Annotated in this window: 22 protein-coding genes; 16 read left to right on the plus strand and 6 right to left on the minus strand. The window is 45.0% G+C overall.

All coding sequences use genetic code 11. The features are described 5' to 3' along the window. Window positions 1-5 precede the first annotated feature (5 nt). From AB6E30_RS02120 to AB6E30_RS02175, 12 genes are all read left to right on the plus strand, one after another. Complete coding sequence (locus AB6E30_RS02120; RefSeq protein WP_017054985.1) at window positions 6-956, plus strand: beta-ketoacyl-ACP synthase III; 951 nt, start codon at window positions 6-8, stop codon at window positions 954-956. Between the two features lie 80 nt (window positions 957-1,036). Beyond that, a complete protein-coding gene (gene fabD / locus AB6E30_RS02125; RefSeq protein WP_017063479.1) occupies window positions 1,037-1,960 on the plus strand; it encodes an ACP S-malonyltransferase in 924 nt (307 codons plus the stop codon). A gap of 25 nt (window positions 1,961-1,985) precedes the next feature. Continuing rightward, window positions 1,986-2,720: a 3-oxoacyl-ACP reductase FabG gene (gene fabG, locus AB6E30_RS02130; protein WP_029235138.1), complete on the plus strand. Its 735-nt coding sequence runs from the start codon at window positions 1,986-1,988 to the stop codon at window positions 2,718-2,720. 166 nt (window positions 2,721-2,886) lie between these two features. Continuing rightward, entirely contained in the window at window positions 2,887-3,120 is a 234-nt protein-coding gene (gene acpP / locus AB6E30_RS02135; protein ID WP_004737381.1) for an acyl carrier protein, read from the plus strand. A 93-nt stretch (window positions 3,121-3,213) separates the two neighbouring features. Continuing rightward, entirely contained in the window at window positions 3,214-4,458 is a 1,245-nt protein-coding gene (fabF, locus tag AB6E30_RS02140) for a beta-ketoacyl-ACP synthase II (RefSeq protein WP_010437291.1), read from the plus strand. Window positions 4,459-4,562: 104 nt separating this feature from the next. Further along, on the plus strand, window positions 4,563-5,441 hold the full coding sequence (gene pabC, locus AB6E30_RS02145; protein WP_372102505.1) for an aminodeoxychorismate lyase: 879 nt from the start codon (window positions 4,563-4,565) through the stop codon (window positions 5,439-5,441). Continuing rightward, window positions 5,438-6,454 carry an endolytic transglycosylase MltG gene (gene mltG / locus AB6E30_RS02150; protein ID WP_017062149.1) on the plus strand — a complete coding sequence of 339 codons (1,017 nt, stop codon included), beginning with the start codon at window positions 5,438-5,440 and terminating at the stop codon, window positions 6,452-6,454. The genes pabC and mltG overlap by 4 nt, the downstream gene beginning before the upstream one ends. Before the next feature lie 10 nt (window positions 6,455-6,464). Beyond that, window positions 6,465-7,097, plus strand: coding sequence for a dTMP kinase (tmk, locus tag AB6E30_RS02155; RefSeq protein WP_017062148.1), 633 nt, complete (start codon window positions 6,465-6,467; stop codon window positions 7,095-7,097). 6 nt (window positions 7,098-7,103) lie between these two features. Then, window positions 7,104-8,069 carry a DNA polymerase III subunit delta' gene (locus AB6E30_RS02160; RefSeq protein WP_017062147.1) on the plus strand — a complete coding sequence of 322 codons (966 nt, stop codon included), beginning with the start codon at window positions 7,104-7,106 and terminating at the stop codon, window positions 8,067-8,069. Next, complete coding sequence (locus tag AB6E30_RS02165; RefSeq protein WP_136978354.1) at window positions 8,060-8,827, plus strand: TatD family hydrolase; 768 nt, start codon at window positions 8,060-8,062, stop codon at window positions 8,825-8,827. The genes AB6E30_RS02160 and AB6E30_RS02165 overlap by 10 nt, the downstream gene beginning before the upstream one ends. Before the next feature lie 445 nt (window positions 8,828-9,272). Beyond that, window positions 9,273-10,703, plus strand: coding sequence for a PTS glucose transporter subunit IIBC (gene ptsG, locus AB6E30_RS02170; RefSeq protein ID WP_017062145.1), 1,431 nt, complete (start codon window positions 9,273-9,275; stop codon window positions 10,701-10,703). A 229-nt stretch (window positions 10,704-10,932) separates the two neighbouring features. Next, window positions 10,933-11,337, plus strand: coding sequence for a hypothetical protein (locus AB6E30_RS02175; protein ID WP_017070535.1), 405 nt, complete (start codon window positions 10,933-10,935; stop codon window positions 11,335-11,337). Window positions 11,338-11,429: 92 nt separating this feature from the next. Here the strand turns inward: AB6E30_RS02175 and AB6E30_RS02180 are convergent, their stop codons facing one another. Further along, a complete protein-coding gene (locus AB6E30_RS02180; protein ID WP_017067207.1) occupies window positions 11,430-12,023 on the minus strand; it encodes an outer membrane beta-barrel protein in 594 nt (197 codons plus the stop codon). A gap of 145 nt (window positions 12,024-12,168) precedes the next feature. Here AB6E30_RS02180 and AB6E30_RS02185 point away from each other — a divergent pair, with 145 nt between their 5' ends. Together AB6E30_RS02185 and AB6E30_RS02190 are read left to right on the plus strand one after the other, a co-directional pair. Next, on the plus strand, window positions 12,169-12,258 hold the full coding sequence (locus AB6E30_RS02185) for a YnhF family membrane protein (protein ID WP_100214626.1): 90 nt from the start codon (window positions 12,169-12,171) through the stop codon (window positions 12,256-12,258). A 41-nt stretch (window positions 12,259-12,299) separates the two neighbouring features. Next, the gene (locus AB6E30_RS02190; RefSeq protein ID WP_136982864.1) at window positions 12,300-13,514 is read left to right on the plus strand and encodes a patatin family protein; all 1,215 of its coding nucleotides are present in this window, start codon (window positions 12,300-12,302) and stop codon (window positions 13,512-13,514) included. A gap of 159 nt (window positions 13,515-13,673) precedes the next feature. Here AB6E30_RS02190 and pyk read toward each other — a convergent pair whose 3' ends face one another. Next, on the minus strand, window positions 13,674-15,122 hold the full coding sequence (gene pyk, locus AB6E30_RS02195; protein ID WP_017062141.1) for a pyruvate kinase: 1,449 nt from the start codon (window positions 15,120-15,122) through the stop codon (window positions 13,674-13,676). 319 nt (window positions 15,123-15,441) lie between these two features. On the opposite strand from pyk, the gene AB6E30_RS02200 reads away from it, so the two are divergent. Next, a complete protein-coding gene (locus tag AB6E30_RS02200; protein ID WP_372102507.1) occupies window positions 15,442-16,659 on the plus strand; it encodes an ROK family protein in 1,218 nt (405 codons plus the stop codon). Between the two features lie 168 nt (window positions 16,660-16,827). Next, window positions 16,828-17,769, plus strand: coding sequence for a chemotaxis protein CheV (locus AB6E30_RS02205; RefSeq protein ID WP_017062139.1), 942 nt, complete (start codon window positions 16,828-16,830; stop codon window positions 17,767-17,769). A gap of 333 nt (window positions 17,770-18,102) precedes the next feature. Here the strand turns inward: AB6E30_RS02205 and AB6E30_RS02210 are convergent, their stop codons facing one another. From AB6E30_RS02210 to AB6E30_RS02225, 4 genes are all read right to left on the minus strand, one after another. After that, window positions 18,103-21,195, minus strand: coding sequence for an error-prone DNA polymerase (locus tag AB6E30_RS02210; RefSeq protein WP_372102509.1), 3,093 nt, complete (start codon window positions 21,193-21,195; stop codon window positions 18,103-18,105). Window positions 21,196-21,268: 73 nt separating this feature from the next. Continuing rightward, window positions 21,269-22,738: a DNA polymerase Y family protein gene (locus AB6E30_RS02215; protein ID WP_136978350.1), complete on the minus strand. Its 1,470-nt coding sequence runs from the start codon at window positions 22,736-22,738 to the stop codon at window positions 21,269-21,271. 3 nt (window positions 22,739-22,741) lie between these two features. Next, window positions 22,742-23,449: a translesion DNA synthesis-associated protein ImuA gene (gene imuA / locus AB6E30_RS02220; protein ID WP_136978349.1), complete on the minus strand. Its 708-nt coding sequence runs from the start codon at window positions 23,447-23,449 to the stop codon at window positions 22,742-22,744. Between the two features lie 317 nt (window positions 23,450-23,766). Continuing rightward, window positions 23,767-24,507 (minus strand): YciK family oxidoreductase, encoded by a 741-nt coding sequence (locus tag AB6E30_RS02225; RefSeq protein WP_017062135.1) that lies wholly within the window; start codon window positions 24,505-24,507, stop codon window positions 23,767-23,769. Window positions 24,508-24,568 lie beyond the last annotated feature (61 nt).

Here is a 24,568-nt window from a genome sequence, read left to right on the forward strand (position 1 = left end):
TCTTCATGTATAGCAAAATTTTAGGTACTGGCAGCTACTTGCCATCTCAGGTGCGTACTAACGCAGACTTAGAGAAAATGGTAGAGACTAGCGATGAGTGGATCGTTGCTAGAACGGGTATTAAAGAGCGTCGTATTTCAGCGGAAAACGAAACCGTTGCTGATATGGCGTTTTACGCTGCTGAAAATGCCATTGAAATGGCAGGTATCGACAAAGAAGAGATTGATTTAATCATCGTTGCGACAACCAGCAGTAGCCACACATTCCCGTCTTCGGCATGTCAGGTACAAGGCAAGCTTGGTATCAAAGGCTGCCCTGCGTTTGATTTGGCTGCAGCGTGTTCTGGTTTTGTCTACGCACTGTCTGTTGCTGATCAACACATCAAGACTGGCATGTGTAAGAACGTTTTGGTAATTGGTGCGGATGCACTGTCAAAAACCTGTGATCCGACTGACCGCTCTACTATCATCCTATTTGGTGATGCAGCAGGCGCGGTGGTTGTAGGCGCAAGCGAAGAGCCAGGTATTTTGTCTACTCATATTTACTCTGACGGTAAATACGGTGAGCTTCTAAGCTTAGAAGTACCAGAGCGTGGCGGTGATGCAGACAAATGGCTGCACATGGCGGGCAACGAAGTATTTAAAGTGGCGGTAACTCAGCTTTCTAAGCTAGTTAAAGACACATTAGCGGCGAACAATATGGATAAGTCAGAGCTTGATTGGTTAGTTCCACACCAAGCGAATTACCGTATTATCTCTGCAACCGCTAAAAAGCTGACGATGTCGCTTGACCAAGTTGTGATTACTCTTGATAAGCATGGCAATACGTCGGCAGCTACCGTACCAACGGCCCTTGATGAGGCTGTTCGCGACGGGCGAATTAAACGTGGTCAAACGCTTCTACTTGAAGCATTTGGCGGCGGCTTCACTTGGGGTTCTGCGTTAGTTAAATTCTAACCCCAAGCGATAATCAACAAACAAGGCACATAACTTATGTGCCTTATTCAATTTTTTGCTTTGCTTAAAGGAAAATTACAATGAGCAAATTTGCTATCGTATTCCCAGGCCAAGGCTCTCAAGCTATCGGTATGCTTGCTGACCTAGGCGAACAGTATGATGTTGTTAAAAAGACATTTGCTGAAGCTTCAGAAGCACTTGGTTACGATCTATGGGCATTGGTTCAAGATGGTCCTGTAGAAAATCTAAATGAAACTTTTCGCACTCAACCGGCTCTATTAACAGCGTCTGTTGCAATTTGGCGTGTATGGCAAGAGCTTGGCCTAGAGCAACCTGTAAATCTAGCAGGTCACAGCCTAGGTGAATATTCTGCTCTTGTATGTGCCGGCGTTATCGACTTTAAAGAAGCGATCAAGCTGGTTGAACTACGTGGTCAACTGATGCAAGAAGCGGTTCCTGCAGGTGTTGGTGCAATGTACGCAATCATCGGTCTAGACGATGAAGCGATTGCTAAAGCGTGTGAAGAAGCTGCGCAAGACGAAGTTGTGTCTCCAGTTAACTTTAACTCTCCTGGCCAAGTTGTTATCGCGGGTAACAAAGCGGCAGTAGAGCGTGCTGGTGCACTTTGTAAAGAAGCGGGCGCTAAGCGTGCACTTCCGTTACCTGTTTCTGTGCCGTCTCACTGTGCACTGATGAAGCCAGCAGCAGATAAGCTAGCAGTGGCTCTAGAAGCTCTAGAGTTCAACACGCCAGCATTGCCTGTTATCAATAACGTTGATGTTATTGCTGAAACAGACCCTGCAAAAATTAAAGACGCACTTGTTCGTCAGCTATACAGCCCAGTTCGTTGGACTGAAGGTGTACAAGCGATGAATGAGCAAGGCGTTGAGAAGCTACTTGAATTAGGCCCTGGTAAAGTTCTTACTGGTCTAACAAAACGAATCGTAAAAACTATGACAGCTGCTGCAGTTAATGATACTGCATCACTAGAAGCTGCTAAGTAAATAACCACTTAATAGAGAAGTTATGATGAATTTAGAAGGCAAAGTTGCACTAGTTACAGGCGCAAGCCGTGGCATCGGTCGTGCAATCGCTGAACTTTTAGTTGAGCGTGGTGCTAAAGTTATCGGTACTGCGACATCTGAAGGCGGCGCAGCTGCAATCAGCGAGTACCTTGGTGAGAACGGTAAAGGTCTTGCTCTTAATGTAACGGATACTGACTCAATTGCTGCTACACTGAAAACCATCAACGATGAATTCGGTGCGATTGACATTCTAGTTAACAACGCAGGTATCACTCGTGATAACCTACTGATGCGTATGAAAGACGACGAATGGAATGACATCATCGATACTAACCTAACTCCTATCTTCCGCATGTCTAAAGCTGTATTGCGTGGCATGATGAAGAAGCGTCAAGGTCGTATAGTAAACGTTGGTTCTGTAGTAGGTACAATGGGTAACGCTGGTCAAGCTAACTACGCAGCTGCAAAAGCAGGCGTAATTGGTTTTACTAAATCAATGGCTCGTGAAGTTGCGTCTCGTGGCGTTACAGTGAACACTGTAGCTCCTGGTTTCATCGAAACTGACATGACTAAAGCGCTAAATGATGACCAACGTGCAGCAACTTTGGCGAATGTACCAGCAGGTCGACTAGGTGACCCTCGCGAAATCGCTGAAGCTGTGGTATTTTTGGCGTCACCTGCGGCAGCTTATATCACAGGTGAAACACTTCACGTCAATGGCGGTATGTACATGGTGTAAATTATGTGCAACATTTGTGCATGATTTAAGTCAAGATCATACGTAATTTCGGTTAAAATCGTGAAAATTGTGGTTTGACCAGAAAAGTTGACCTTGCAACTTTCAATAGATTGAATAAACTACGGAAAACATCGCATAAAGCGAACTCTGTAAAGGAAAAGAAAAAATGAGCAACCTCGAAGAACGCGTAAAGAAAATCATTGTTGAACAGCTAGGTGTAGACGAAGCTGAAGTTAAAAACGAAGCTTCTTTCGTTGATGACCTAGGTGCAGATTCTCTAGACACAGTAGAGCTAGTAATGGCTCTAGAAGAAGAATTTGACACTGAAATCCCAGATGAAGAAGCTGAGAAAATTACTACTGTTCAAGCAGCTATCGATTACGTAACTAGCGCTCAGTAATAATCTCTCCCAGGCGGTCACCTCGACCGCCTGTGTTTTATCTAACTCATCTATCCTCATCTTAAATCACCTCAATCCCCGGAGTGTAAAATCGTGTCCAAGCGTCGTGTAGTTGTCACTGGCATGGGTATGTTGTCACCGGTAGGCAACACTGTAGAATCTTCTTGGAAAGCCCTGCTAGCTGGTCAAAGTGGTATCGTTAATATCGATCATTTTGATGCAACCAATTTCTCAACTCGTTTTGCAGGTCTAGTTAAAGACTTTAACTGCGAAGAGTATATGACTAAAAAAGATGCTCGTAAGATGGACTTGTTCATCCAGTACGGCGTCGCAGCAGGTATTCAAGCTTTAGATGATTCAGCCCTAACTATTACTGAAGAAAACGCTCCACGTGTGGGTGTTGCTATCGGTTCTGGTATTGGTGGTCTTGGTTTGATCGAAGCCGGTCACCAAGCTCTAACTGAAAAAGGCCCTCGTAAGATCAGCCCGTTCTTCGTACCGTCGACGATCGTGAATATGATTGCTGGTCACATGTCTATCATGCGTGGCCTACGCGGTCCAAACATCGCGATTTCTACTGCATGTACGACTGGCCTACATAACATTGGTCACGCGGCTCGTATGATTGCATACGGCGATGCAGACGCAATGCTAGCGGGTGGTGCTGAAAAAGCATCAACTCCACTAGGTATGGGCGGTTTTGGTGCGGCTAAAGCACTTTCTACTCGTAACGATGAGCCTCAAAAAGCTTCTCGTCCATGGGACAAAGGCCGTGATGGCTTCGTTCTTGGCGACGGTGCAGGCATGATGGTTCTTGAAGAGTACGAACATGCGAAAGCTCGTGGCGCTAAGATTTACTGTGAGCTAGTTGGCTTCGGTATGTCGGGTGACGCTTACCACATGACATCTCCAAGTGAAGATGGCTCTGGTGGCGCACTAGCAATGGAAGCGGCTATGCGTGATGCTGGCATTACTGGTGAACAAATCGGTTATGTAAACGCACACGGTACTTCGACTCCTGCAGGTGACGTAGCGGAAGTTAAGGGCATCAAGCGTGCTCTTGGCGAAGCAGGCAGCAAGCAAGTATTGGTTTCTTCTACGAAATCAATGACAGGCCACCTTCTAGGTGCTGCTGGTTCTGCTGAAGCTATTATCACGGCAATGTCTCTGGTTGACCAAATTGTTCCACCAACAATCAACCTAGATGATCCTGAAGAAGGCTTAGATATTGACTTAGTACCTCACACTGCACGTGAAGTTAGCAACATGGAATATGCTGCATGTAACTCATTCGGTTTCGGTGGTACAAACGGCTGTTTGATCTTCAAAAAGATTTAATCATCTTATTAAAGACGTAAACACTCGTAGATAGTCACAATTAGACTTGTTTTTAAACGGCTTGATGCTTTAGCATTGAGCCGTTTCTTTTTATGGGGAAAAACATGTTTTGGGTTGATGGAGAAAGCCAGCAAACTATCGATATTTTGGATCGCTCGTTTCAGTACGGAGACGGCTGTTTTACGACAATGCTCGTGAGTGATGGTGAGATAAAACATCTTCACGATCATCAGCACCGTGTCGACGAGTGCCTTAAAGCACTACGCATTTCTGCTCTTGATTGGGATGTTGTTAGTCTTTGGCTCGATACTGCGCTTCAACACATCCAACATAACGCTCTTCATGGCACAAAGAGCCTTGATGGTTCAAAGAAGCTCCATAACGCCAACAAGCCTCATAATCAAAAAGCAGGGATCAAGCTGCACGTTAGTCGTGGAGCGGGTGGGCGTGGCTACAGTACCAAGAATATCGCCAAGCCGACAATCACCATCAGTACCTTTGATTACCCAATCCATTATTCAGCGTGGCAAGACTCCGGTGTTGAACTCGGTATCTGCCATCAAGCGCTAGGTTTGAGCCCACTACTGGCTGGCCATAAGCACAATAATCGCCTTGAGCAGATTTTGATGAAAGATGAAATGGATCAAGCTAATGAAGTGGATGGTGTGGTTCTTGATATATCGGGCAATGTGATTGAAACCACCATGGCCAATCTGTTCTGGCGCAAAGGTCAGTCGATATACACACCTCAACTCACTCAAAGTGGTGTCGCGGGGGTTATGCGTAAGCAAGTGTTAACCGCGCTGAATCAGGCTGAACTTTCCGTTACAATTAGTGACTACTGCTTATCTCAACTCATGCAAGCTGATGAGGTTTTCATGACAAACTCCATTTTAGGGGTTGCCCCAGTTACCCGTATTAGTGATACCCAATTTAACATTGGAACCGTTACTCGTAGCCTTCAAGGACAACTAAACTCGTGATCAAAAAGTTATTTATTTTTATTATCTTGTGCTTAATTGCAGCCGGTGCTGCTGGTTTTTATGTTTACAACCAAGCGCAAGATAACCTGAAACAAGTTATTCAATTAGAAAAACCACAAGTCGTGACTGTTGCTTCAGGTAGCAGCTTTAACCGCGTTCTAGCCCAGTTGATTAACGAGGGGCTGTTTGAGGCTTCTCCTTACGAGAAATTAATCCGTAAGTTACATCCTGAGCTTGTAGACGTAAAAGCGGGTACTTTCCTGCTTGAACCGGGTTTAACCTTAGAGCAAGCGCTACAGGTGCTTGTAGAAGGGAAAGAACACCAGTTTACTATTACCTTTGTTGAAGGCAGTCGTTTTGACGAATGGCTTGTTCAGCTAAAAGACAACGAATTCATTCAACAGACATTGGATGGCGTTTCTGAAAAAGAGATCGCTGAAAAGTTGGGTATTGAAAACGAAAAGCTAGAAGGTCTCTTCTTAGCAGAAACGTATCACTACACCTACGGCACCACTGATTTAGATTTGTTGAAGCGCGCGCATCGAGACTTAATGAGCGTGGTGAATGAAGAGTGGGAAAATCGAGCGGATAAGCTGCCTCTTAAATCGCCATACGAAGCGTTAATTCTTGCATCTATCATTGAGAAAGAGACCGCTGTTGCGTCAGAACGTGAGCGTGTTTCTTCTGTGTTTGTTAACCGTCTAAACAAGCGTATGCGTTTGCAAACTGACCCAACGGTTATCTATGGCATGGGTGACAGCTACGATGGCAACATCCGTAAGAAAGACTTACGCACGCCAACGCCTTACAACACCTATACAATGAGTGGTTTGCCACCGACACCTATCGCTATGGCAGGCAAAGCGTCTATCAACGCGGCGTTGAATCCAGAGAAGAGCAACTACTTGTATTTCGTTGCGAGTGGAACAGGTGGTCACGTATTTTCAAAGAGTTTGACTGAGCATAACCGTGCAGTGCGAGCTTACTTAAAGCAATTAAGAAAAAACAGATAAAGAAATAATTATGAATCAGTCGAAATTTATCGTGGTTGAAGGCCTTGAAGGCGCTGGCAAAAGCACAGCAATCAATGCCATCGTTGAGACATTAAAAGCATCGGGTGTTGAAGATATTGTTAATACTCGCGAGCCGGGTGGTACTGTCTTAGCTGAAAAGATGCGTTCATTGGTTAAAGAAGAGCACGAAGGCGAGAAGCTTCAAGACATGACTGAATTGCTGTTGATGTATGCAGCACGTGTTCAATTAGTCGAGAACGTCATCAAGCCGGCGCTCGCCAATGGTCAATGGGTATTGGGTGATCGTCATGATATGTCTTCACAGGCATACCAAGGTGGTGGTCGCCAGATCGCGCGCACGACTATGGAATCACTGAAAGCAACCACGCTAGGCGGCTTTAAACCCGATCTAACGCTATATTTGGACCTAGACCCTAGAGTAGGGCTAGAGCGTGCTAGAGGCCGTGGTGAGCTTGATAGAATTGAAAAGATGGACATCTCATTTTTCGACCGCACGCGTGAGCGCTATCTAGAAATTGCAGAACAAGATGATTCTGTACTTGTGATTAACGCGCAGCAAGAAATTGAGCAAGTAGCCGCTGATATTAAAGTCGCGCTAACTGCTTGGCTCGACAAACAGTAGGTAGTCATGGCTGAAGTGTATTCTTGGCTCACACCGGTATGGAGTGAGTGGAAAAAAAGTCTCGATGCGGAGCGTTTTCCTAACTCTGTGATTGTTAATGCACCGGAAGGGCTCGGCGTTGATGCTTTGATTAGCCAACTTACCGACGCATTGATGTGCACGAACTATGAAAGCGAGTCGTGCGGGTTTTGCCACAGCTGTGAGTTAATGAAGTCGGGCAGTCATCCTGATTTTCATGTGATCTCACCCGAGAAAGAAGGTAAGTCGATCACGGTTGATCAAGTGCGTGCCAGTAACCGCTGGGCTCAAGAGTCTTCTCAGTTAGGTGGTTTGCGCGTTATTTTGCTTAACCCTGCTGAAGCAATGAACGAATCGGCTTCCAACGCACTATTGAAAACTCTGGAAGAGCCATCAAGCAAGTGCATCTTCATTCTGTCTACTCGTAACAGTAATCGCTTAATGCCGACTATTATTAGCCGTTGTCAGCAATTCAATGTGGTTAGTCCGCAGTTAGAGACAGCATCAGCGTGGTTAGATGGTGAAGTGGGCAAAGCGGTACCGCAGTATATTTTAGCACTCAATGACAACGCGCCTTTAAAAGCAAAAGCGATGTTTGAGCAAGGTGGCGTTGAAGCTTCAACAAAAGCGCTCGATGGCTTTGTGAATGTGATAAAAGGCACTCAACCTGACATGCTAAAGTTCTCTACAGAGCTTAGCAAAGACCCTTTGATTCAACTTGGCTGGCTTTGGCATCTATTGTCAGATGTACAGAAGCTGCATTTTGGTTTGGCGAATCAGGCTTTCACTCCGAGTGCGAAAGCACTGTGTGAGGCGATGTCTTATCAAAGTGCTTATGCAGCATCGAATAAACTGCTGACATTGATTGAGCAGTTAAAGCAACACCCTGGGCTCAATACGGAGCTACTCATAATGAATTGGCTGATAGCCACTTGCGAGGAAACATGTTCGTAGATTCCCACTGTCATTTAGACAAACTGGATTACCAAGATTTACACACCAGCGTAGAAGATGTGGTTAACAAGGCGAAGGCTGCTAATGTAGACCAATTGCTTTCTGTCGGTGTGACACTCGATTCGTTTGAAAATATGCTCGAGATGATCTCGCCGTTTGATAACGTTAAAGCCTCTTGTGGCGTTCACCCTCTCGATGTTGAAAGTGATTTCAGCCTAGAGACAATGCGTGAATACGCGAGCAACCCTAAGGTTGTGGCGATTGGAGAGACAGGTTTAGATTATCACTACCAACCAGAGACGGCAGAACTACAACAGATCAGGTTCAAGCAGCACGTTGAGTTGGCTGTTGAGCTTAATAAACCTTTGATCATCCACACGCGTAACGCGCGTGAAGATACGTTAGCTATTTTACGCGATGGTGGAGCAGAGAAGTGCGGTGGTGTGATTCATTGCTTTACTGAAGATCAAGCGTTCGCCGAAGCGGCAATGGAGTTAGGTTTTTATATCTCGATCTCAGGTATTGTGACCTTTAAACAAGCCACAGAACTTAAAGATGTTGTGAAAAACCTACCCCTAGATAGGTTGCTGATCGAGACGGATTCGCCATACTTGGCTCCGATTCCATATCGAGGTAAACAGAATCAGCCTGCATATGTAGTCGAAGTGGCGGCTTATATCGCGCAGCTGAAAGGGCTGTCAATGAAAGAGGTTGCTGAACAAACAACCAAAAATTACCGAAAACTTTTTTTGCGATAAAAAACTAACTAAACAAATAAAAGGGAGCAAAAGCTCCCTTTTTGTGTTTTTGATCACCAAAAATACGTTTTTTTTTAATGTTTACGAATTATGTTGAACTTGAGAGCGCTAATTATAACATTTGTAATTTTGTTACTAAAAATAACATTCGCTCCTATTTTATTTACCCAGTAAAATAATAGGGCTCTTGAAAAATACTCATATATTTCAATGCATTAAACACTTGTAAAGCATTGCATTTCTAGATTTGACATGTGATCCAAGACGTGTTTTGGAACTAAATTTCGTAAGTGACTAGAAAGTTAGTTCCCCATCAATATATATTTAGCGGCAGAAAATATAATGCAATACATGGTTACATTTTCGCAGGGTGCTAACATATAGGCTACGGGGGTGTGCCGTTAGAACCCAATATAATTATTTTATCTTTATCAGGAGCATAAACATGTTTAAGAACCTTTTTGCTAGCCTGCAGAAAGTTGGTAAGTCTCTGATGCTTCCAGTATCAGTTTTACCAGTTGCGGGTATTTTGCTAGGTGTCGGTGCAGCAGATCTTCCTTTCATTCCAGAAATCGTTTCAAACTTAATGGAACAAGCTGGTGGTTCAGTATTCGGTCAAATGGCACTACTGTTCGCAGTAGGTGTTGCACTTGGCTTTACTAACAACGATGGTGTAGCGGGTCTAGCTGCTATCGTTGGTTATGGCATCATGACTGCTACACTTGGCGTAATGGCTGGTGTAATGGGCGTTGATAAAATCGATACTGGTGTACTAGGTGGTATCCTAGTCGGTGGTGTTGCTGCTTGGGCATTCAACCGTTTCTTCCGTATTCAACTACCAGAGTACCTTGGCTTCTTCGCTGGTAAGCGTGCTGTGCCAATCATCACAGGTTTCTCTGCGATTGGTCTAGCAATCCTACTATCTGTAGTATGGCCACCAGTTGGCGGCGCTATCTCTGCGTTCTCTGATTGGGCTGCTCACCAAAACCCACAAGTGGCGTTTGGTATCTACGGTATCGTTGAGCGTTCTCTAATTCCATTTGGTCTTCACCACGTTTGGAACGTACCTTTCTTCTTTGAAGCTGGTACTTGTGTAAACGCTGCTGGCGAAACTCAAAACGGTGTTCTTACTTGTTACCTAGTTGCTGATGACGCATCTCGTGCAGCGGGCAATGGCTTCGGTCAGCTAGCTGGTGGTTACATGTTCAAGATGTTCGGTCTACCTGCTGCTGCAATCGCGATTGCACACTCAGCTAAGCCTGAAAACCGCGCTAAAGTAATGGGCATCATGGCTTCTGCTGCGTTGACTTCATTCCTAACGGGTATCACTGAACCAATCGAATTCTCTTTCCTATTCGTTGCTCCAGTACTGTACGCAATCCACGCTCTACTAGCTGGTTCTGCATACGTTCTTGCGAACACTCTAGGTTTTGTACACGGTACATCTTTCTCACACGGTCTAATCGACTTCCTAGTTCTATCTGGCAACGCGTCTAAGATGGGCCTAATGGTTGTATGTGGTATTGCTTACGCTGCAATTTACTACATCGTATTCCGCACTGTGATTAAAGCTCTAGACCTTAAAACTCCAGGCCGTGAAGACGAGACTGAAGAAGAGTCAGTTGCGACTGGTTCTGAACTTGCTGGTGAGCTAGTTGCTGCATTCGGTGGCAAAGCGAACATCACTGGTCTTGACGCTTGTATTACTCGTCTACGTGTTGCAGTAGCTGATACAGCTCTTGTTGACCAAGACAAGCTGAAGAAACTAGGCGCTGCAGGTGTTGTAGTAGTAGCGGGTGGCGTACAAGCTATCTTCGGTACTAAGTCTGACAACCTTAAGACAGACATGGATGAGTGGATCCGTAACAACGGTTAATTCTCTGATTCAATAAATTGAAAGGAGGCCGAAAGGCCTCCTTTTTTGTTTTCTGCTCTATGAAAGATCTATTGTGCTTAATCTCCATTAACTCAGATACTTATCATTCAACTCGATCAGTTGATGGTTGCTCTTAAATTTTTCGTGTCTTTTATCTTTTACCCAGCGATGACACCTTTTGCTGAGATTCCAGTAGACTTCCGTTTTTTAAATACAGTCTGAGAATATTATGAAACATCGTTACTTGATCGGCCTTATGTGCTGCAGCGGAGCCTCGTTTGCTCACGCTTCTGAAGCTCCAGCTTTGGAAGTTGGACTTGCCATTGACCAAGACCTGAGTGTCGTTGTGGAATTTGATCAGAAATACCGTGCTACGATTGGCAATGACGGCGCTGCCTTTGATTACATTTTGAAGCGTGGTCAGTTCGAGACTGAAGCTCCGTTGAGCTGGTACGTCGGTGCTGGTGCTTGGGCTGAATGGAATGACGACTTTGGCTTACGCTTGCCGTTAGGCGTGAAAGTGAATTTCTACGAAGGTTGGAATGCTTACGCTCAAGTTCACCCTGAACTCGATATGTATAAAGGTGTTGAGTTGCAAGTGGGCGGCGCTTTAGGTGTTACCTATAAGTTCTAACCTGAACTAAAACCGTTTTAATAATGAAAAAACCAGCATTTAGCTGGTTTTTTAGTTTGGGCCGATCTTATATTTTTGCTTCATTGAGCCGCTTAGAAAGTAAAACTCAGTCCGACATTGGCTTGGAATTGGTTCATCCAGTCGGTATCAAAGCGAATGATGCACTCTTGCCCGTTATTTGGGATATTACAAACACCGGAGGTATCGTTGTCGACAACCGTGCCTAACCAACGTACTTGTGTGTTCAACGCTAGTCGGTCACTAAATTTGTACTCTAAGCCACCAAAGATAGAAGTTGAGAATCCATACTTATCTTTTGCCCAGTCTACATCGACGTAAGAAGCACCCAGGCCTAGCCCTAGATAACCCGACAACACAGGCGAAGCAGGGTAGTAGATGCTGCTTTGAAGGTGCAGGTATTGGATGGAGGAGCTTAGGTTGAGCGTTTCTAATTCCGAGCTCTGATTGGAGTAGAAGAAGCCGATGCGTCCTTTTTCAAGTGGCGTTTCAATGGCAAAGGTGTAATTTTCAGAGCCTTTCATGTCATAGGTTTTACCGTCCTGGTCTTCGACACTGCCACCGCCGGTATAACCTACCATAGGTGTAATGATGATCTCCGGCGAAGCATACGCGCTTGAAACGGAGAGAAGCGTAATCAGTGCCATCATATTTGCTTTGTTATTCATGAGTATATCCTTATCCATACACTTACTAATTGTGATGGTTACATCAATATTGTGCGACTAATTTCGACGATTCTTGAAGATACTTCACACACCTGATAGTACTTAAATAGAGACTCGACAAATTAATAATAAGCCAGAGGTGTCTATGGACCATAATCTGAAAAATGCCCTACAAATTACCGTGTTTATCTACATGATCATTCTTTCATTTGGCTTTATTGCGATTGGTAGTTAATACCATCTATTGCGAGGCTGAGTTTTGATACTCAGGGAATAATGAATAGTGGGATTATAACCAATATTGATACAGCAATAGACTTGGATTATTACGCTAAGTTTATTGCTGGAAAAACAGCACTGGTCGCTCAAGGTGGCGGACAGAGAAGTATTTTTACTTCTGGAGTGCTGGATGCCTTTCTTCTCTCAAATTTTGACCCCTTCGACGAATTTTTTGGTACCTCAGCAGGTGCTCTCAACTTATGTGCTTATCTGTGCCGTGATAAAGGCCTTGGACGTTCTTTTGTTCTCGACCTCACAACCTCACCAGAGTTCTTCAATCTCTTTTCCTATATACGACACAGAAAGAACCTAGGATTAGAATGGGCGCTAGAACAAATCATGGCTTACCCATATAAGCTCGATCTGGATTTAGGGCGACAAACGCTAGGCGATCGCCACTTCTATGCGGCTGTAACGGATTCCAAAGACTTACGAGACCACTACTTCCCATTATTGGGCGAAGATTGGTACAAGGTGATGATTGCGACCTGTGCTATTCCTCGCTTGTACAATGACGAAGTCTTTATTGGTGACAGTGCTTATGTGGACGGTGGTGTATCGGCGTGTATCCCAGTTCAGGAAGCGTGGCGAAGACAAGCTCGTTCTATTGTGGTGATTCGTACTGAGCCAGTGGTGGAGGAAGGTAATACCCATTTGGTTGAAGCACCAGTTAAGGGATCTTCAGTCAAAGCGCCTAAACCTATATCTGCAGAAGAACTGGAGTGGTTCCGCGAATCTTTCGACAGTGTTCAAGGCCATTGGCAACAGAAAGTGGAACAGTGGAAAACCGACTGGACCTCTTTCTTCCAACAACAAATTATGCGCTCAAAAGAGCAGAAGCGTGACCGTGGGCATTTAGACCTGCTGAACGGTGGTCGCTGGCTATTTGGTGCAGATGATATTTATCGCTTAAGTCATTTAATCGGAGATAAGTTTGATTCAGGGTTGGCTGACATGCTGATGGTGCATTATCAGACCTACTCATTGACTCAGGATTTTTTGAATTCGCCACCAGACGACGCGTTTGTGGTTCAGATAGCACCTAGTCAAACGCTTAAATCGAGCTCATTAATGAGTCATAAAGATGATTTACTGCATGATTACGAATTGGGTTTAGAAGCCGGTTACCGATTTGTGGAGACCTATACCTCAACGGAAAACGCGCGCAATTCTCATATGCCACAGTTAGCCACCATTGCTGCTGGCAAGTAATTCTCGAAGTTGATGAGCTAGCATACTGTGAGCTCGTTATGCTGTTTAAGCAGATTGTAGTGAGTCGTGTTCTGAAATGAAAAAGGGTTATTGAACTTGGTTCGATAACCCTTTTAAGTTTTTGAGATTAGGCGAATCGTTTCGCCTTAAGGTCAAATATCAGGTGACAGGCAAGATTCTCATACAGTTGGTTGACCCTGCTACATCCATAATGTCGCCTTGAGTGACGATCACTAGGTCACCAAACTTAAGGTGTCCTTTCTCTTTCAAGCAAGTGAGTGTAGATAGTGCAATGTCAAAGCTGTCTTCGGCTTCTGTCTCGAAGTAGATAGGTGTCACACCTCGGTATAAGGTACAGCGATTAAGCGTTCCTTCGTTACGAGACAGCGCGTAGATCGGCATGTCGGCACTCAGGCGAGACATCATCAGTGCGGTGCGGCCTGACTCGGTGAGAGTGACAACGCCTTTAATGCCTTCCATATGGTTTGCAGAGTAGATGGTCGCCATCGAAACGGTTTCTTCGGCAGTAACAAAGGTGCGGTCAATACGGTAATTGGATTGGTTATTAATGCCTGCCATTTTTTCCGCACCAATACAGACTTCAGCCATCGATTTTACGGTCTCGACTGGGTAGTCACCAGCTGCAGTTTCACCAGACAGCATCACAGCATCGGTGCCATCGAGTACGGCGTTGGCAACATCCATAACTTCGGCACGGGTTGGCATTGGCGCAGAAATCATTGATTCCATCATCTGAGTTGCGGTGATGACAGTTCGGTTAAGCGCTCTGGCACGGCGTATAAGCTGTTTTTGTACTCCGACTAACTCAGGGTCGCCAATTTCCACTCCGAGGTCACCACGAGCCACCATGACCACATCTGAGGCCATTATGATGTCATCCATGTTCTCAACTGTAGCTACTGTCTCTGCTCGCTCCACTTTTGCGACGAGGTGAGCTTCTAAGCCGGCTTCTCGTGCAAGCTGACGAGCATAGTGCATGTCTTCACCATTACGAGGGAAAGACACCGCTAGGTAATCCACTTTGATTTGTGCGGCGGTGACGATGTCGCGCTTGTCTTTTTCTGTTAGCGCTTCTGCGGAAAGGCCACCCCCTTTTTTGTTGATGCCTTTGTTATTTGAGAGTGGGCCGCCAATGATGACTTCGGTATGAACGCGACAGCCTTCCACTTTGGTTACTTTGAGTTGAACACGACCATCGTCAAGCAACAGTATATCGCCGGCGGATACGTCGTTAGGCAGTTCTTTGTAATCAAGGCCAACGGCTTCTTGATTGCCTTCACCTAAACCTAGGCTGCTATCGAGAGTGAACAGGTCGCCTACGGCAAGTTGGATTTTGCCATCTTTGAATGTCGACACACGAATCTTGGGACCTTGTAAGTCTCCGAGAATGGCGATTTGAGTACCGTGTCTTTTTGCTATTGCTCTGACTTTTTCTGCGCGTTGTATATGGTCGTCGCTGGTGCCGTGAGAGAAGTTCATACGAACAATATTGGCACCGGCTTTGATGATCTCTTCAAGCACGTTACCTTTATCAGTAGAAGGGCCTAGCGTTGTGACGATTTTCGTTTTTCTTAATTCGGCTGTCATGAATACTCCTAGAGTGAGGCCAAGTAATCTTTTAAAAGACTGAATTAAGTATATGCATTAATTGATAATTTATTGGGAGCTAGGAGGATATTTCTTGATTTGCCTTTAATTATTGAATTCAGGGCTCAAATGCGATGTTTTATTCTGAAAATTAAGTCGCAAATTATCGATGTGGGTGTTAATTTTCCTCGAACTATTTGACTCGATACACAAAGATTCATGTATATACGTGATACTGGTCACGGCGATATACCAAGTGACTTCACAATTACTTCGCAAAGTAAAAAAATTACCTCGTTGATGATTTCTGGAGCGTAAAATGTACATGGCTCAACCGGGCCATATTGATCATATCAAACAGGTCAATGCTGGTCGTGTATATAAACTAATTGACCTTAAAGGTCCTATTTCTCGTATCGATCTGTCCAAGCAAAGTGAGTTGGCTCCGGCGAGTATTACTAAAATTACCCGTGAACTCATTGAAGCTCACCTTATTCACGAAACGACGGTTCAAGAAGCCACGACTCGTGGCCGTCCTGCTGTCGGTCTGCAAACCAATAACGAAGGTTGGCAATTTTTGTCGATGCGTCTTGGTCGCGGATACTTGACGATCGCGCTCCATGAATTGGGCGGCGACGTGCTTATCGATACCAAGATTGATATCCATGAACGTGATCAAGACGATGTGCTTGCGCGTCTTCTCCATGAAATCGATGAGTTCTTCCAAACCTATGCCGAGCAACTCGACAGGGTGACGAGTATCGCTATCACACTGCCAGGTCTGGTGAATTCAGAGCAAGGTATTGTGTTGCAGATGCCGCACTATAACGTTGAAAACTTAGCGTTGGGGCCGGAGATCTACAAAGAAACCGGTTTGCCAGTTTTTATTGCCAATGATACCCGAGCGTGGGCATTAGCAGAAAAGCTGTTTGGTAACTCACAAGACAACGACAACTCTGTTCTTATCTCGATTCACCACGGTTTAGGTGCCGGGATCATTCTTGATGGTCGCGTTCTGCAAGGACGTCACGGTAACATCGGTGAGTTGGGGCATATCCAGATCGACAAGGAAGGCAAGCTTTGCCACTGTGGTAATCGAGGCTGTTTAGAAACGGTGGCGAGTTCTCAGGCAATCCGTGAGCAAGTCAAAGAGCGATTGGTAAATGGTGAAGAATCAACGCTAACGGTGTTTGAAAACGTCACTATTGAACAGATCTGTGCTGCCGCTGCTAATGGGGATCCGCTGGCTGTCGAAGTGATTGAACAGTTAGGCCGTTATCTAGGTTCTGCGATTGCGATTGTGATTAACCTGTTCAACCCAGAGAAAATCTTGGTGGGTGGTGTTATCAATCAGGCGAAGAGCGTGTTATACCCGGCGATTCAAAAGTGTATCGAAGAGCAGAGTCTATCGGTTTACCATAAAGACTTAGAGCTGGTGGAATCTCGTTTTTATAAGCAGGCAACCATGCCAGGTGCTGCGCTCATCAAGCAGGCCTTATACGATGGCCAACTGTTAATGAAAGTTATTGAAGGTTAACCCCTTTTTCTCGTCTTGTAGCCTTACCTTGAACCTTTCCATGTACTTAAGCTTTGTATAACATCATTTGTTGTACTTAGTTTAAGCATTCTGTGCATTGGCGCTTTGCTTTAACCTATTGAAGTAGGCTATTGTAGCCACAGTTATTATTTGTCACTAAGGTGTTGTATGTCTGGCGTTTTAAATTCGGTTGATCAGAGAACCAAACTGGTCGGTGAAAACCGTCTGGAACTCTTGTTATTCAGCTTAAATAGTCGTCAACTATTTGCGATTAACGTATTTAAAGTGAAAGAAGTCCTCAAAGTGCCAGTACTCACTCGCTTACCGGGCTCTCATCATCATATTACGGGTGTTGCGTCTTTACGTGGTGAATCGGTGCCTGTTATCGATTTACGCAGTGCCATTGGCTTTCCGCCATCTCGTGCGGAGTCTCAAGAGAGCAACCTGATTATTACGGAATACAACCGAACCGTACAAGGTTTCTTGGTTGGGCAAGTTCGTAATATCGTGAACACGACATGGACAGAAATCCAGCCGCCGCCAAAGACAACAGGCCGTGCAAACTACCTAACCGCTATTACGCATATTCAAGAAGAAGAGCAGCACAAGATCGTCGAGATCATCGATGTTGAGAAAGTGTTGGCTGAGATCATTGATTACGATGTCTCGATCTCTGAAGGCGTTTTAGATGAACAATTAGCTCAGGAGATGATAGGACGCAATGTGCTTATCGTTGATGACTCTTCAACAGCGCGTAACCAGATCAAAGGCACCTTGTCGCAGTTGGGTTTGAACATTATTGAGTGTTGTGATGGCTTAGAAGCACTGACCTTACTTAAGGGCTGGTGTGATGAAGGCAAAGACATCAATCAAGAAATATTGTTGATGATCACCGATGCTGAAATGCCTGAAATGGACGGCTACAAGCTGACACACGAAGTACGTACTGACCCAAGAATGCATGACCTATTCATCACGCTAAATACTTCATTAAGTGGAAGTTTTAATGAAGCTATGGTTGAGAAAGTAGGGTGTAACCGCTTTATTTCTAAGTTCCAGCCAGACCTCTTGGTTGAAGTGACTCAAGAGCGAATGCGTCAGATTTTATAATTAATGCTGCTGTACGGTTTGTTTTGAGTGACCTTATAGAAAACGCTTGCTAATATTCACGCAGCATATTTTTCTTAACGAAATATGCTCAACTACTAGCGTAATTTTTCACACACAATCTAAGGTAGTTCCTCTTAATGATATGGTTAACGTCTAAAGTCGTCATGACTTTGAGCTTATTACTGTATAGGGAATTTAAGAAAAGACGTACGGAAGCTGAAGTTGAGTCATAACTCAACAACTGGAATTGAAGGGAAGCGGATGCTTCCCTTTTTCGTTTTTCTTTCTCTCTTTTCTTTAGCCAATGATCGATTGAGAACAGTTGGTACTTCGCTAATGAAAATCCCGAGATTTGGTTTTCAAGCCAACAATTTCATCGGTAATATCGATAAGTTTTCCCGCGATAACATGCACGACTTCACCTTCTTTTTCTAATATCCCTTGTACTTTTAACGCCTTGGCTGTGAGATAAGCTTGCTGTTGAGCGCGTGCGGTTGCTCCCCATACCACGACATTAATATTGCCAGTGCTATCTTCCAGCGTAACAAAGGTGACACCTGCCGCGGTGCCGGGAGATTGTTTACCTGTGACTAATCCGACAACGGTGACCATAGATTTGTGTCTTTGCTGTATTAAATCTTTCATGTGTGTGAATCGACCTAATCGTCCTGCTTCTTCGAGCAAAGTGATGGGGTGCTTGTTCAATGAAATTCCGACACTGGTGAAGTCTTCGAGTAGATCTTGCATCTCATTGGGCTTGTGCAGTACATGTTCGTCATGTCCTGCCTCAGCATCGTCATAGGCTTGGCTAAACAGAGGTAAATCCGACGCCGAGTCCATGATCGCCCAGCGAGTCTGGAAGCGGTCTCCAGAAACGTTATGTAGCGCATTGGCCGATGCCAGTAGCTCGATATCTTTCTTATTCATCGATAACTGTTTCACCTGACTAGGGTGGCGATAACCGGATGGTGGACGATTGGCGAGCACGCTTTGAATTCCATGCTCGCTGAATCCTTTGATTTGTCGCAGCCCTAAGCGAATCGCTAGACCATTCTGATGAGGGGCAACCGTGTGGTCGTTTTGAGAAGCGTTCACACATACCGGAAGTATCACCACATTGTGTCGTTGTGCGTCTTGTACTAACTGTGAAGGGCTATAAAACCCCATCGGTTGGCTATTCAACAAAGAAGCGTAGAAGCACTCTGGGTAGTAGCATTTCAACCAAGCGGAGCAATACGCTAACACCGCAAACGAAGCGGAGTGGCTTTCAGGAAAACCGTACTCGCCAAAGCCGCATATCTGTTTAAAGATCTGCTCAGCAAACTCTGTCTCATAGCCGCGCTTTTGCATTCCTTCGATGAGTTTGTTTTTAAACTTAAAGACGTTGCCATTTTTCTTCCAAGCGGCCATTGCCCGTCTGAGTTGATCTGCTTCTCCGCCTGTGAACCCTGCAGCGACCATCGCGAGTTTGATCACTTGCTCTTGGAATATCGGTACACCTAAGGTGCGCGACAGTACTGATTCCACGTCTTTAGATGGATAACTGATTGGCTCAATGCCATCTCGACGCTTGAGAAACGGATGCACCATATCACCCTGAATAGGGCCTGGGCGTACGATAGCGATTTGAATCACCAAGTCGTAATAAGTCTTCGGTTTAAGCCTTGGCAGCATGCTCATTTGTGCGCGTGACTCAATTTGGAATATCCCGACTGTGTCTGCTCGCTGAATCATGCCGTAAACCTGAGGATCGTCCTTAAGGCGAGTGATCTCAGCAATGGTCAGTGATCGCCCGTGAATACGTTTGATCAGGTCGAAACATTTACGAATCGCAGAGAGCATACCCAACGCGAGCACATCAACTTTCAGCAAGCCTAAGGTTTCTAGATCATCCTTATCCCATTGGATAATGGTTCGATCGTGCATCGCTGCATTTTCGACGGGAACCAGCTCATACAAAGGCCCTGAGGATATGACAAAGCCACCGACATGTTGAGATAAGTGACGTGGGAAGCCGATAATCTCATTAACCAAGTGGATAAACTGCTGCCCCTTCAAAGAATCAGGTTGTAGCCCTAATTGAGTGAGCTGAGCCTGCCAACCTAAGCTTTTGTCCCTGCGATTGGTGTTCTTGATGAAGTAGTCGAGCTGAGTTTCTTGTAGCCCTAATGCTTTCCCCACATCTCTCACCGCACTTTTGAAGCGATAAGAGATGACTGTTGCAGCAAGTGCAGCCCGTTCTCTACCGTATTTTTTATAGATGTATTGGATGACTTCTTCACGACGTTCGTGTTCAAAATCGACATCAATATCAGGCGGCTCATCGCGCTCTTTACTGATGAAACGCTCAAACAGCACCGAGATCTGTCTTGGGTCGACAGAGGTGATTTCTAAGCAGTAACAGACCACGGAATTGGCCGCTGAACCTCGACCTTGGTAAAGAATGCCTTGGCTTTTAGCAAACATCACGATGTCGTGGATAGTGAGAAAAAAGAAAGGGTAGTCAAGCTCGCCAATTAACCCCAATTCTTTCTCTATGATCTGTTGGATGTCGTTAGGTACACCTTGTGGGAAGCGAGCTCGTTTTCCCTTTTCGACCAACATGCGCAGATAACTCATGGGTGTTTCACCTTGAGGGATCAGCTCACTGGGATATTCGTAGCGCAAGCTATCTAAATCAAATTCACACAACTCGGAGATTCGGTTGCTCTCTTCTAGCCACTCAGCTTTGAAAATATGGGAGAGCTTATTGATACTTCGCAAACAACGCTCGGCATTAGCGAGTAAGTGACTGCCCACTTCGGTAATTGGCTTTTGATATTTTATCGCAGTAAGTGAGTGCTGCAAGGGTAAGCGATTCGCGTTGTGCATCAACACACCACCACAAGCTGTTATTGGCAGTTGATGATGTTGTGACAGCTCAACGCAGTAATCTGTGTACTGCTGGTCGGTTTGCTTTAGGTGTCTTTGTAAGCCAATCCACAACCGACCTGAATGATGCTGGGATAGCCATTGCCCCCAGTGCACGTCTTCATTTTTCTGTTGAGGAAGCCAAAGAATAAAGCAGTGTTTAGCCGACATGATATCCCACTCAGAGAGCTGATAATGTCCCTTGCTGCTACGACGTCTCGCGTTGGTAATTATACGGCACAGCTCGGCGTAGGCTTGTCTGTTTGGGCATATCAAGACCACTTGGCACTCTTCATTTAGCCAAAACATGCTCCCGACAATTTGCTTGAGTGATAGTTTATGTTGCTTGATCGCAGAGTGAACCTTAACTATGCCCGCGACTGAGCACTCATCAGTAACCGCGAGTGCTTTGTAACGTAAGAAGTCGGCCTGTAAAACAAGCTCTTCTGCATGCGAAGCTCCCTCTAGAAAGGAGTAATTGCTTTGACAGAAAAGCTCTGAGTATTGCTGAGACATAAAGTAATCTCACTTAACCATTGCGAGTGAACATGATTGAAAAGGGACGCTGAAATTGAATCAGTAGAACAGACTAGCTAAATAAGCCGTGCAAAAACCACTGCTTATCTGGCGTTCTAAATATCCAGAGCCACCGACCGTTTTCGCTGTGAGCAATAAAGTAGTCACGAATGACCTTCTCTCCGTCCCACCAGCCAGAGACAATGCGCTCTGGGCCTTGAGATAAGGTGACGCTTTCGGTTAAGGCTTCGGGCTCTGGCAGTAAAATACTGGGCCGGAGTCGTTGTTGATTGACGCTGAGAGCTATGGTTTGTTGCTCGATCCCTGGGGGTGTTTGCTTTTTTGCTACAGACTTACTCAGTGTTGGGAGCGAATACTGATTGGCCTTTTCTGGCCTTGGGTCGTGCTGTATTTTCGGTGTTTGAATGCAGGCTTGCCCAAGCTTTGCTTGCAGTAGTGAGAGCAAATCTAACGCGGCAAGTGTTCCGGTATTACCATCAAAAAGATCATGGTAGGCCATTTGGGGTTCTCCATGACGAATCAAGCTGAGAGTTAGCCCCTGAACCGGTGCTGTGAGCTTTAGTGACTCTAAGGTGAGATGAGTAAGGTTCGCCCATTTTTCAGCAAGGTAATCACCTTGTGCCGAATAAAAAGAGACAGGGTGATCGTCTTTATCTCTTAGGTGCAAAGTCAGAGTTAACTCGAAAGCCACTCGGTCGCGCAGCTTCAAAAAACACTCGAGTTGATTCAGTAATTTCAGCAACGGCTTTTCGATGAACAGGATGTTTTCAATATCAAACAACAGCTCCAAATATTGCTGGAAATTCTCTGGTGGGTGATAGAAATCAATCGGGTGCTTGAACTGGCCGTTAAGGCGACCGACATAATTCACCAAGTCGATATCAAAGCGGCGTGCGACCTCTTGCAAAGGCAGCTTTAATAGGTCTTCAACGGTATTGATACCGACACGGTTCAGGCGTTCTACTTGCTTGGTCGGTAGCTCACTGGAATTCAATGCTTGTTGATTGACCCAAATTTTCATCTGCTCAATATTGTTTGTTGCTTGGTTGATCGCTTGCTTACCCAAAAGGATCGCAGAAAGCGGCGAATAACCCGTAGCGAAGCTGAACTGGATATTGAGCGTTTTTAAGTGGCTTTTGAGCTCATGCCAGTAGTTATCTAGCCCGTCGTAAAGTGACAGCATGTTAGAGGCTTTAATCAACAAGCCATTAGGTGGCAATAACGCCATGTCGGAAGTGACCAGATACGCCCATTGAGCGATCTCTTTGAGCTTACTTTTCTCCAGTTCAATACTGTAAGGGTGTACGTGTAAGTTGTGACACAGCGCCGCCGCAGACCCTAAGCCCATACCAAGTGAAATTCCCGATTGCAGCGCAGCTGGGTTCGCTTGCAGTACACGGTGATCTTTTTCATCCACGATGATAATAGGTTGTTCGCGTGAGTCTTCGTTCGAACCCAATTCATTAGAGTTAAACAAGGTATCCAACTGTAGAGATGGAAAGTGCAGATAAAGCCACAACATACGTTAGCCTTGCTTCGCAATAGGAAAAGCCAGCACAGTGTTACCAGACAAAGCGCGGTCTGAATTGTCTTCATAAACGGCTTTCTCTGTGAGTAACGGCCAGTAGTGTGTCATGTCTAGAATAAAGCTGCCATACGACCAGCTGCCTTTTCTCTTAGTCACTTCAACCTTTAATCCCTGCGCGTGAGAAGACAGCTTCATGCTTAAAGAAACGGGTAGGGATAGTTGATTATGGCTGGTGGCTTTAAAGTGAAACTGCAGGCACTTACCGGTTTCACTGGCTGCTTGTAGGCGCTTGGTTTGGTGTATTTCTAGATCGGCTCCCCATAGCAATACAGAGTGACAAGCGCCGCTTTTGAGGCACTGCTCAGCTGCCCACAACGCATCGAGATCGCGTTGAGGCTGGATAACGAGAATGTTCTCTAATTCAATGCCTTGGCTGTTAAAAAACTCGGCACAGATCTTCCCTGGCGGGTTAATGAATATGGCCAGTTTTTGCGTGTTTTGTTGAGATAAATAGGGCGTAAGTAGGCGAAGCTCGCCGATCCCTTGTTGTGATTCAACCTCAATAACGCCGTGCGTCGGGAAGCCGCCATCAAGCTGTTTATCCAGTTGAGGATAGCCTGTTGAAGTGGTACTTCCTTGCGTTGTTGATTGTAACCCTTTCCAGATTAGCTGGCGGTCTTGTAAGTTTTTTATTAGTTCATGCATAATTAAATACCTGTATATTTATACAGTATATTTAACAATGAAAAAGATGCAAAGCAAAATGACGAAAATTAGGGGAATAATACCAATCACAGTAAGTAAGTGATCATAAATAGCGCAGGAAAAATGCTTGAGAACAAGGCAGAAATTTTCGATAAGTAGTTATTCTACAATCAAAATTTCTAACGCCGTTATCGAGTGTTTTAACAAGCTAGGATGACCAGTTATTTACTACGATTGGTATCAGTGTTAGTTGATTGATTTAGATACAAAAAAAGCCGCTATGGAAGCGACTTTTTACTATTGGTCAATGATATCAGTTACTTAGGTTGAGCATCGATACATTGGCCATTAATGTCTGTCACACTTGGGTTCATTAAGTGTAGGTACAGTGGGATGATGTCGAGTGGCGTTTTTAGCTTATTCGCATCTTCTCCTGGGTACGCTTTTGCACGCATACGTGTTTGAGTGCCGCCTGGATTGATTGCGTTAACACGGATGTTCGTGTCTTCAAGCTCGTCCGCTAGGATCTGCATCATACCTTCGGTAGCAAACTTAGAAATTGCGTAAGTGCCCCAGAATGCACGACCAGAGTGACCAACCGTTGAAGAGGTAAATACGATACGACCTGCTTCTGCTTTTTTAAGTGCAGGTAGCAGAGCTTGAGTCATCAAGAACTCAGACTTCACATTGATCTGCATAACATCATCAAAGGTTTCTTCATCAATCTGCTCAAACGGGCTCAGAGTGCCAAGAACGCCAGCATTATGAAGTAGACCGTCTAAACGACCGAACTGTGATTGAATGGTTTCAGCCATATCAACGTAGTTCTGCTTTGTCGCACCTTTTAAATCCAATGGGATAATCGCAGGTTGTGGGTAACCAGCGCTTTCGATTTCATCGTAAATGAATTCAAGGTTTTTAACATTGCGGCCTAACAGAATGACAGTTGCACCATGTTGAGCGAAGCTTAGTGCTGCTTGGCGACCAATGCCAGCACCGGCACCTGTAACCAAAATTACTTTATCTTTGAGGGCATCTGTAGAGATTGGGTAATCCACTGTGCTTATCCTTCTTTCTTTTATTATGTTCGTCATTCCATTGATGTTTAATCACACAGAT

The organism is Vibrio sp. 10N.247.311.12, from assembly GCF_041467515.1.
GTDB classification, from domain to species: domain Bacteria; phylum Pseudomonadota; class Gammaproteobacteria; order Enterobacterales; family Vibrionaceae; genus Vibrio; species Vibrio crassostreae_C.

Bases quoted from the DNA above. Each gene is read 5' to 3' on its own strand.
- AB6E30_RS02205 (WP_017062139.1), top strand. From the start codon at position 16,828: ATGTCTGGCGTTTTAAATTCGGTTGATCAGAGAACCAAACTGGTCGGT.
- AB6E30_RS02190 (WP_136982864.1), top strand. From the start codon at position 12,300: ATGAATAGTGGGATTATAACCAATATTGATACAGCAATAGACTTGGAT.
- acpP (WP_004737381.1), top strand. From the start codon at position 2,887: ATGAGCAACCTCGAAGAACGCGTAAAGAAAATCATTGTTGAACAGCTA.
- AB6E30_RS02165 (WP_136978354.1), top strand. From the start codon at position 8,060: ATGTTCGTAGATTCCCACTGTCATTTAGACAAACTGGATTACCAAGAT.
- fabD (WP_017063479.1), top strand. From the start codon at position 1,037: ATGAGCAAATTTGCTATCGTATTCCCAGGCCAAGGCTCTCAAGCTATC.
- AB6E30_RS02215 (WP_136978350.1), bottom strand. From the start codon at position 22,738: ATGTTGTGGCTTTATCTGCACTTTCCATCTCTACAGTTGGATACCTTG.
- AB6E30_RS02160 (WP_017062147.1), top strand. From the start codon at position 7,104: ATGGCTGAAGTGTATTCTTGGCTCACACCGGTATGGAGTGAGTGGAAA.
- imuA (WP_136978349.1), bottom strand. From the start codon at position 23,449: ATGCATGAACTAATAAAAAACTTACAAGACCGCCAGCTAATCTGGAAA.
- AB6E30_RS02180 (WP_017067207.1), bottom strand. From the start codon at position 12,023: ATGAATAACAAAGCAAATATGATGGCACTGATTACGCTTCTCTCCGTT.
- fabG (WP_029235138.1), top strand. From the start codon at position 1,986: ATGAATTTAGAAGGCAAAGTTGCACTAGTTACAGGCGCAAGCCGTGGC.
- AB6E30_RS02175 (WP_017070535.1), top strand. From the start codon at position 10,933: ATGAAACATCGTTACTTGATCGGCCTTATGTGCTGCAGCGGAGCCTCG.
- AB6E30_RS02200 (WP_372102507.1), top strand. From the start codon at position 15,442: ATGTACATGGCTCAACCGGGCCATATTGATCATATCAAACAGGTCAAT.
- ptsG (WP_017062145.1), top strand. From the start codon at position 9,273: ATGTTTAAGAACCTTTTTGCTAGCCTGCAGAAAGTTGGTAAGTCTCTG.
- pabC (WP_372102505.1), top strand. From the start codon at position 4,563: ATGTTTTGGGTTGATGGAGAAAGCCAGCAAACTATCGATATTTTGGAT.
- AB6E30_RS02185 (WP_100214626.1), top strand. From the start codon at position 12,169: ATGGACCATAATCTGAAAAATGCCCTACAAATTACCGTGTTTATCTAC.
- tmk (WP_017062148.1), top strand. From the start codon at position 6,465: ATGAATCAGTCGAAATTTATCGTGGTTGAAGGCCTTGAAGGCGCTGGC.
- pyk (WP_017062141.1), bottom strand. From the start codon at position 15,122: ATGACAGCCGAATTAAGAAAAACGAAAATCGTCACAACGCTAGGCCCT.
- AB6E30_RS02120 (WP_017054985.1), top strand. From the start codon at position 6: ATGTATAGCAAAATTTTAGGTACTGGCAGCTACTTGCCATCTCAGGTG.
- AB6E30_RS02210 (WP_372102509.1), bottom strand. From the start codon at position 21,195: ATGTCTCAGCAATACTCAGAGCTTTTCTGTCAAAGCAATTACTCCTTT.